The 8,430-nt window shown below is 61.6% G+C and carries 8 protein-coding genes; 7 read left to right on the plus strand and 1 reads right to left on the minus strand.

The features are described from left to right. Positions 1-107 precede the first annotated feature (107 nt). Complete coding sequence (locus tag AB0O97_RS20035) at positions 108-1,664, minus strand: MFS transporter (RefSeq protein WP_363885016.1); 1,557 nt, start codon at positions 1,662-1,664, stop codon at positions 108-110. A 79-nt stretch (positions 1,665-1,743) separates the two neighbouring features. Between AB0O97_RS20035 and AB0O97_RS20040 the strand changes: the two genes are divergently transcribed. The 7 genes from AB0O97_RS20040 to AB0O97_RS20070 all read left to right on the plus strand — a co-directional run bounded on the left by AB0O97_RS20040 (position 1,744) and on the right by AB0O97_RS20070 (position 8,288). Further along, on the plus strand, positions 1,744-2,310 hold the full coding sequence (locus AB0O97_RS20040; RefSeq protein ID WP_363885018.1) for a TetR/AcrR family transcriptional regulator: 567 nt from the start codon (positions 1,744-1,746) through the stop codon (positions 2,308-2,310). A gap of 38 nt (positions 2,311-2,348) precedes the next feature. Next, a complete protein-coding gene (locus tag AB0O97_RS20045; protein WP_363843188.1) occupies positions 2,349-2,798 on the plus strand; it encodes a MaoC family dehydratase N-terminal domain-containing protein in 450 nt (149 codons plus the stop codon). Beyond that, positions 2,798-3,235, plus strand: coding sequence for a MaoC family dehydratase (locus AB0O97_RS20050; RefSeq protein ID WP_363885020.1), 438 nt, complete (start codon positions 2,798-2,800; stop codon positions 3,233-3,235). Before AB0O97_RS20045 ends, AB0O97_RS20050 begins: the two co-directional genes overlap by 1 nt. Then, the gene (locus AB0O97_RS20055) at positions 3,232-4,551 is read left to right on the plus strand and encodes an MFS transporter (protein WP_363843194.1); all 1,320 of its coding nucleotides are present in this window, start codon (positions 3,232-3,234) and stop codon (positions 4,549-4,551) included. The genes AB0O97_RS20050 and AB0O97_RS20055 overlap by 4 nt, the downstream gene beginning before the upstream one ends. A 9-nt stretch (positions 4,552-4,560) precedes the next feature. After that, on the plus strand, positions 4,561-5,646 hold the full coding sequence (locus AB0O97_RS20060) for a UDP-N-acetylmuramate dehydrogenase (protein ID WP_363843197.1): 1,086 nt from the start codon (positions 4,561-4,563) through the stop codon (positions 5,644-5,646). A gap of 218 nt (positions 5,647-5,864) precedes the next feature. After that, positions 5,865-6,992: an acyl-CoA desaturase gene (locus tag AB0O97_RS20065; protein ID WP_363843200.1), complete on the plus strand. Its 1,128-nt coding sequence runs from the start codon at positions 5,865-5,867 to the stop codon at positions 6,990-6,992. A 120-nt stretch (positions 6,993-7,112) separates the two neighbouring features. Then, positions 7,113-8,288 (plus strand): winged helix DNA-binding domain-containing protein, encoded by a 1,176-nt coding sequence (locus tag AB0O97_RS20070; protein ID WP_363843203.1) that lies wholly within the window; start codon positions 7,113-7,115, stop codon positions 8,286-8,288. Positions 8,289-8,430 lie beyond the last annotated feature (142 nt).

Here is an 8,430-nt window from a genome sequence, read left to right on the forward strand (position 1 = left end):
CGCCCGTGACGTAAAAGCCCTCAAACGCGCTCAAGTAGGAATCAATGAAGCGCTGATCGTCATTCCACAGCGTAGGCAGGGTGCCAGGTGGCTGCCGCTCGCCCTGCTTAGTGTTCCACCGGCTCCGGCGTGCTGACGGCACTGCGCAAAGTCCACGCACACATCAGGGCCGCAACAAGCATGACTATAACGCTGACCATGGCCACGGTGCCCTGGCCGGAATCGAAAGCGTGCTTGGCAGATTCCAGCAGCGCATTGGACTGTGCTGCGGGCAACGAAGCTGCCACATCGATGGCACCACCCAAGGTCTGCGACGCGGTCTCATGATCGGCGGCCGAGACGCTCTTCGGAATCACCACATTCATGCGGTAAGCGGCGGCCAAAACACTACCCAAGACGGCGGTTCCCAACACTGATCCCACCTCGTAAGCAGTCTCAGAGATGGCAGATGCAGCACCAGCCTTCGTGGGCGGTGCAGCACTCAGGATCAAGTCATTGGAGATGGTCTCTGCGGTTCCCACCCCAGCGCCGAGGACGGCGAAGGCGATCATGATGCCAAGAACGGAACCGTCGGTGTTCAGCCACACGATCAAGAAGGCTGAGGCATTGAGCAACAGCCCAATCACCACTAGCCGTGAGGGCCGGATGTGATTCGCAAGCTTGGCGGCCAGTAATCCAAAGATCACGGTGATGGCCAAGCCCGGCACCAGAACATAGGCGGCATGCGTGGGCGACAGGCCCACGACCAACTGCAAATGCTGGGTGATGAAGTACAAGAAACCGACCAGCGCAAAGATGCTCAACAAGTTGGCGCTGACACTGCCGCTGAACACGGGATTCTTGAACAGTGATACATCCATCATGGGGTTCTCGCGGCGCATCTGCCGGCGCACAAACACCACACCCAGAGCAACACCAGCCACAATGAGTGCCAGGTTGATGACGGAGAATCCGGACTGGGCGATCTCCTTGATGCCGAAGATTGTGGGCACCATGGCGCCGAAAGACAACAAGATGCTCCACACATCGATCTTGCCCGGATTTGGGTCCTTGGACTCCGGCACAAAGATGGGAGCCAGGATCAACAAGGGGATCAGTACGGGCACGCTCATGAGGAATACAGCGCCCCACCAGAAGTGCTCCAGGATAAAGCCGCCCACAATAGGGCCTAGCGCAGCTCCACCGGAGAACCCGGCAGCCCAGACGGCTATGGCTGTCCGGCGCTGGCCGGGGTGCAGGAACAGGTTGCGGATCAGGGACAGCGTTGCGGGCATCAGCATGGCGCCGAAGAGGCCCAAGAGTGCGCGGTAGCCGATCAGTGCTCCAGCATTCGGTGCAAAGGCAGCAAATACAGAAACCACGGCGAAGCCGGTGCTGCCGATGAGGAGGAGTTTACGGCGACCAAATCTATCGGTCATGCTCCCCATTGGAACCAGCAACGCCGCCAGCACCAGGGGGTAAACGTCGATGATCCACAGCAGCTCGGACGCCGAGGGCGTCAGGGCCAAGGAGATGGAAGGGATGGCAAAGCTCAGCACCGTGTTATCGACAGAGACCAGCAAAACCGGCAGCATCAGCACAGCTAGGGCGATCCAGGAGCGGACGCCGGCGCGTGGAGTGCTCTCCGGGGAGCTTTTTGTGGGTGCGGTGTGTGTCAAAGCCATAACAGCAATTCTATACCGTCCAGACGGTTTAGTGCACCGTCTGGACGGTTTAGTGCATCACTTCTTGTAGGGTTGTCTCATGACTAATCAACCCTCCGCACGTGAACGGGTTCTTGTCGCCTATGTTGACCTCCTTAATGGGGACGGTCCGCAGGCGGCTACTTTGGACGCCGTCGCCGCTTCAGCTGGCGTCTCCAAGGGCGGATTGCTGTACCACTTCAAAAACAAGGAAGCGCTCACCGATGGGTTGCTCGCGCAAGTCCGCGAGTTCGCGGAGCAGGACTTTGTGGCCATGGCTAAGGACCCCGAGGGCTGCGCCAGCTACTACATTCGAACCAGCGTATTCGGTGGCACACCCTTTGATCGCTGCATCGTGGCGGCCCACCGGCTGATCCAAAGTGACGACGACACCGTCCGCCAAGCATTCAACGAGTTGCATGCCCGTTGGTTTGAACTGATCCTGAGCGACGTTGGCGATCCGGCCGTGGCCAGGGCAATCCTCCTGCTGGGCGACGGCATGTACTACAACGCGGCCCTCTTTGGCTTCCCCACAGGACTGAAAAAGCCAGACGGTGGGCAGGAAAACATGGATCTGGACTCCTTGCTGGCCATTGTTGGGCGAATGCGGTCCGAACCGCGGTCTTAGTGTGCGCCAGCCCTCGTCCGGGCTATACGCTTAAGCCCATGACCATCAACCCAGAGCTGCAGGGGCGCAGCTACGCATTAGGTGAACCGTACAGTGTTGGCAGGGAGTCCATTCGCGACTTCGCCAGGGCCGTCAAAGCCACCCATGCAGCCCATTTTGACGTTTCCGCAGCTCAGGCTTTGGGCCATGCCGATCTTGTTGCGCCGCCCACCTACGCCATCATCGTGGCGCAGCGTGCCGACGCCCTGTTGATCAATGATTCCGATTCCGGGATTGATTTCTCCCGTGTGGTGCACGCCGAACAGCGGTTCACCCACCACCGCCCCATCGTGGCCGGCGACGAGCTGCTTGCCGCGCTGCACGTGGACACGGTCCGTGCCATGGGTGGCGGGGCCATGATCACCACTCGCGCTGAAATTTCAACGGTCGACGGCGTTGCTGTCGCCACCACAGTGTCCGCCATCCTGGTGCGCGGAGAGGGACAGTAATGACTGCCACAGTAAACATCGCAGACCTAGCCGTCGGGACCGAGATCGGCTCACGCACCTTGGAGATCAGCCGGGCCGACCTGGTTAAGTACGCCGGCGCTTCGGGGGACTTCAACCCGATCCACTGGAACGAACGCTTCGCCCGTGAGGTAGAGCTACCCGGCGTCATTGCGCACGGCATGTTCACCATGGGCGCGGCAGTGCAGTTGGTGACCGACTGGATCGGTGACCCGGGCGCCGTCGTATCTTATGGAACTCGCTTCACTAAGCCGGTTCCCGTAGCCGATCTCGATGGCGAGCCCGGTGCCGTCGTGGAAGTGGCGGGTGTGGTTGGCGCTCTGGATTCCGACGCCGGGACCGCACGTATCGATTTGACCGTCACCTTGGATGGCCAGAAGGTTCTCGTCAAGTCCCAAGCCGTGGTTCGGGTGGCGTGAGCCAGGTTTCCGCTTGGCGTAACGGTGTCGTCACCGCATACGCCGGTTCCGGGCTGGTTTTTGCCACCTGGGTTTCACGCATTCCTGCCATCCGCGATGACCTGGGGCTGACACCTGGGGAGATCGGGCTGATGCTGTTATGCATGTCTCTGGGATCATTTGTCTCGGTGGCCGTGTCCGGTTTGGTGGTGTTGCGCCTTGGCTCAAAACTCACCTCCCGGGTTGGCAGCATCATCCAAACCATCGGTGTTCTGATCGTAGGATTGGGCGCCACGGTATTTACCGACACGCTGGTGGTGGGGGCCGGGCTCGTCATGGTGGGCCTTGGTACGGGCAGTTGGAACACCTCCTCCAATATTGAAGGAGCCGCTGTTGAACGGGCGTTGGGCCGGCACATCATGCCGCGCCTGCACGGAGCCTTCAGCATCGGCACCGTGGCCGGTGCCGGCTTGGGTGCGCTGGCCGCGTCCTTGCACGTCCCAGTTGCCCTCCACCTGGGCGTGATTTCCCTTGCCGTCTGTGGTGCCGTTCTGATCGGCACCAGCCATTACCAGGCTGACAAGATGAACTCTTCGGGTGCCATGGTTGATCTGGGCGACTCCGGCGCAGTTCCAGGCACCGGACCCATCCCGATCATCACAGTCGGCGCCACCGGAACCACCGGCGCCACCACAACGTTGAGCGCCGAGAAAGCCGCGGCGGCGAAGAAGGCTGGCAAGGCGAAGATCGCTGCCGCCTGGCGTGATCCGCGCACCTTGATGCTGGGTGCACTCGTGCTGGGTCTGGGCCTAGCCGAAGGTGCGGCAGGGGACTGGGTGGCCCTCGCCATGGTGGATGGTTACGGTTCTACCGCCGCAATTGGAGCTATTGGATACGGCATCTTCGTTTCCGCCATGACCATTGGGCGTTTTGCTGGAACCGTGGTGCTGGACAAGTTTGGTCGGGTCAGCGTCCTGCGCGTGGGTGCAGCACTGGCCATCATTGGCTTAGGCCTATTCGTGTTTGCGCCAAACGCCGAGGTCGCTTTGGCCGCACTGGTGTTCTGGGGACTCGGCTCCGCGCTGGGCTTCCCGGTGGCAATGTCTGCCGCTTCCGACGATCCTGAACATGCCGCCGCGCGGGTCTCGGTAGTCTCCACCGTTGGCTATGGCGCCTTCCTCGGAGGACCGCCGCTGCTGGGCCTGCTGGCAGAGCACGTGGGCGTGCTGAACTCACTGCTGGCAGTGCTCGTCATGTTGGTCATTGCCTTCTTCCTGACACCGGTGGTGCGCAAGCCCGCGTATCTGGACGCGAAAGAGCCCGCCCTCAAGCGATAGTCTGGACTGGTGAATGAGCAAAAGCTTCTGAGTTCCCTGACCACCCTTGACGTGGGAGGCCCCGCCCGCAACTACGTTGAGGCCACCACCGAAGCGGAGATTATTGCAGCTGTCAAGGCCGCGGACGAGTCCGGTGAGCCACTTCTAATCCTTGGCGGTGGCTCCAATCTGCTGGTCTCGGACGACGGCTTCGCCGGCACCGTTCTGAAGATCGCCAGCCAGGGTTTCGTGGCGAATTCAGAAGACTCCTGCGGTGGCGCCTCGGTGGTTGTGCAGGCCGGCCACAACTGGGACGACTTTGTCCACCAAACGGTGCTCCATGCCTGGAGTGGGCTCGAAGCACTCTCCGGCATTCCCGGCAGCGCAGGGGCAACGCCCGTGCAAAACGTGGGCGCCTACGGCAGCGAGGTGGCACAGACCATTGCCGCCGTACGCACCTGGGACAGGGAGAAAAACGCTGTCCACACCTTCACCAACCATGAGCTGAAGTTCGGCTACCGTGATTCATTGTTGAAGGCCGCCACCGTCAACGGCTCCCCGCGCTATGTGGTCCTGACCGTGGAATTCCAGCTGCTGCTGGGCCGCATGAGTGCACCCGTGAAATATGCCGAGCTGGCCCGCCGCCTCGAAGTAGAGGTGGGCAAGCGCGCCAATTCGCTGGAACTACGCCGCACCGTGCTGGCCCTGCGCGCATCCAAGGGCATGGTCCTTGACCCGGCCGACCGCGACACCTTCTCCACCGGTTCCTTCTTCACCAACCCCATTGTCTCCGCCGAGATCGCCGCAACTCTGCCCGAGGACGCCCCGCGCTGGCCAGTAGACGAACTGGTCAAACTCAGCGCCGCCTGGCTCATTGAGCACGCAGGGTTCGCCAAGGGCTTTGGGTTGGCCGGTGAACTCACAAATACCAAGTACGACGCCGGGACCCCGCCGCGCGCTTCCCTGTCCACGAAGCACAGCCTCGCCATCACCAACCGTGGCGGGGCTCGCGCCGAGGATATCCTGGCGATCGCGCGCGAGGTGCGGGACGGCGTCGTGCGTGAATTCGGTATCACCCTGGTTCCCGAACCAGTGCTGGTGGGTTGCACGCTGTAGTCCCCACCCGCTCCCCAACACCGCTCCCCAACCTCGTACCTCGGCCGGGGCCCCTCGCGGTCGTGGGCTCAACACCGGCGCGCACCCCTACCCGGGTAGGGGGTTAAGACGGCTCCCGAGTGTGATGTGGACCGCCCAGGATTTTCATAGTGTTAATGGAAAGATTCTGATTTCTATTAACTGGTGATTCCTTCGGGCGGGCCAGCGCGAGGAGCCTCATGTCATCGGCAATACTTGACACCCCGGATGTACTGGATGAAGCCACTGTGCTGCCCAAGCCAGCTAAGAAACGTCCTGCCCGCGACCGCCACGTCACCGATTTCATCCAGCTGACCGAGCAGGTCCGCGCCGCTGGCTACATGGAGCGCGACATCAAATGGTACGTGCTGCGCATGATCCGCCAAGGCATCGGCTACTTGGCGGTGCTGGCGTTGTTCCTGACACTGGGGCAGACCTGGTGGCAGATGATCACGGCCGTGCTCTTCGCCTTTATGTGCACGCAGACCGCCTTCATTTCCCACGACGCCGCCCACCGTCAGGTGTTCGCCTCCGCGAAGAAGAACGCATGGCTGGCCCGCATCACCGGAAACCTGTTTGTTGGCCTCAGCTACGGCTGGTGGATGAACAAGCACGGCAAGCACCACCTGAACCCGAACAAGATTGGTGTTGACGGCGACATCGATCCCGGCGCCCTCGTATTCGACCCCGAGAACGCCGCCAAGCGCACCGGCTTCGCCAAATGGTTCGCCCGGCGCCAAGGTGCTTTCTTCTTCCCGCTGCTGACACTGGCCGCTCTTGACCTCCACATCGCCGCGGTCAAGCGAGTCCTTGACCGCAAGCAGGTTGTGCCTGAACGCACGGCCGAGATTGCACTGCTCGTAGTCCGCCTCGTTCTGCTTCCGGCCTTCACCGTCTGGTTCCTGGGCTGGGGCATCGGCTTGGCATTCGTAGCCGTGCAGATCATGGGCCTGGGCCTGTACATGGGTTGCGCATTCGCACCCAACCACAAGGGCATGCCGCTAGTTCCCAAGGACGTCAAGATCGACTTCATGCGCCGCCAGACCCTCATGAGCCGCAACATTTCCGGTGGCTGGTGGGTTGATGTTGGCATGGGTGGTCTGAACTACCAGATCGAACACCACTTGTTCCCCACCATGTCCTCCAAGAACCTCAAGGCCGTTCAGCCGATGGTTCGCGAGTACTGCGCCGAGCGCAACATCACCTACACGGAGACCACGCTGGGACAGTCCTACATGATTGTCATGCGATACCTGAACAAGGTAGGTCTGGGCCAGCGCGATCCCTTCGAGTGCCCCATCACGGCGAGCATGCGCACCGCCCGCTGACACCAGCCCTCCCCAACCTCGCTTCGCTCGGCCACGGGATACTAGGCCACGGGATACTCGGCCAGGGGATCCTCAGGCGCGTGGGCCCACCACGTCGTCGGCCGCCATTAGAGTGGGTGAATGAGCGTCAAACTCACCCCGCCCACACTTGCCCGGCTGCGTCTTGCAGCACAAGGAATCCTGCCAACGTCCACCAGTCCCACACCGGGGCCGGTGGACGTTGTGCGTTCGCTGACGGCCTTGCAGGGGCAGGACTTCCCGGGCGCGCTGTGGTCCATCGGTCTACGGAGCCCCGGAAGCACTCGCGCCGACATTGAAGCAGCCTTCAACCGCGGCGAGCTGGTGCGCTCGTGGCCCATGCGCGGGACCCTCCACGTCAGCGCCGCCGAGGATCTGGGCTGGATTCTGGCCCTCACCCGCGATCGAATGATCACCAGTTTGGCCGCCCGCCACCGTGAACTGGGAATCACGACGACGGATGTTGAGAAAGTGCGCGAGCTTGCCGTTGCGCTGCTGGATCAGTCAGGCGAGAGGCATCCCGGCTGCGAGCAGACTGGCGGGAGAGTCTCCCGGGACGCCCTATTGGCCGCCTTTGAGCAGGCCGGGCAGCAGACCAAAGCGCAACGGGGGATACATTTGATCCTCATGCTGTGTCTGCAGGGCACATTGGTGCAAGGCCCCATAAATACCGCAGCCGGCAATGGCAACACCCAGTTCTTTGTCCGCAGCGAGCACTGGATCAAGAACCCGCGCGTGCTGGAACGGGACCAAGCCTTGGCCGAGCTAACACTGCGCTACTTCCGCAGCCACGGACCGGCAACCATCAAGGACTTCCAGTGGTGGGCCAAGCTGACCCTCAAGGACATCAACGCAGGGCTTGCACAGGTGAAGGAGCAGCTGGAAACAATCGACTGCAACGGTGTCAACTACTATTTGGCTCCGGAAACGGTAGAGCTGCTCGGAGGCAGCACCTCAAAAGCGAACGTCCCCGGCGTCAGATCGCTCCTCCTACTTCCAGGATTCGACGAATATCTGCTGGGCTACACGGACCGCAGCGCCGCACTGGCCCCGCAACACGCCCCGTTGACGGTGCCTGGCAATAACGGGATGTTCAAGGCGACTGTTCTAGTGGGCGGGCAAGTGGTGGGCACCTGGCGCAAAGCGCAGGGTGCGGGGGAGAAGCAAAGGCAACTGGCCGGCGTCGTACTTCCGGAGCTTTTTGCAGGAATTAGTCTGGCGCAAATGAAGGCCTTGGACACAGCAGCGAAGAAATACGCCAAATTCCTCGGAAAATAACCAGCGGCCCACGCTCCGCCAACTCTAGGAATCAAAAATGCGCCCGTCCCCCAAAAATGCGCCCCGTAGAGCGGGCGCATTTTTGGGCAAAGCGTAGGTACCCAAGATGATGCGGCGCTTGACCTCGGCACCGAAACCGGCG

Source organism: Specibacter sp. NPDC078692 (genome assembly GCF_040686835.1).
Taxonomy (GTDB): Bacteria; Actinomycetota; Actinomycetes; order Actinomycetales; family Micrococcaceae; genus Specibacter.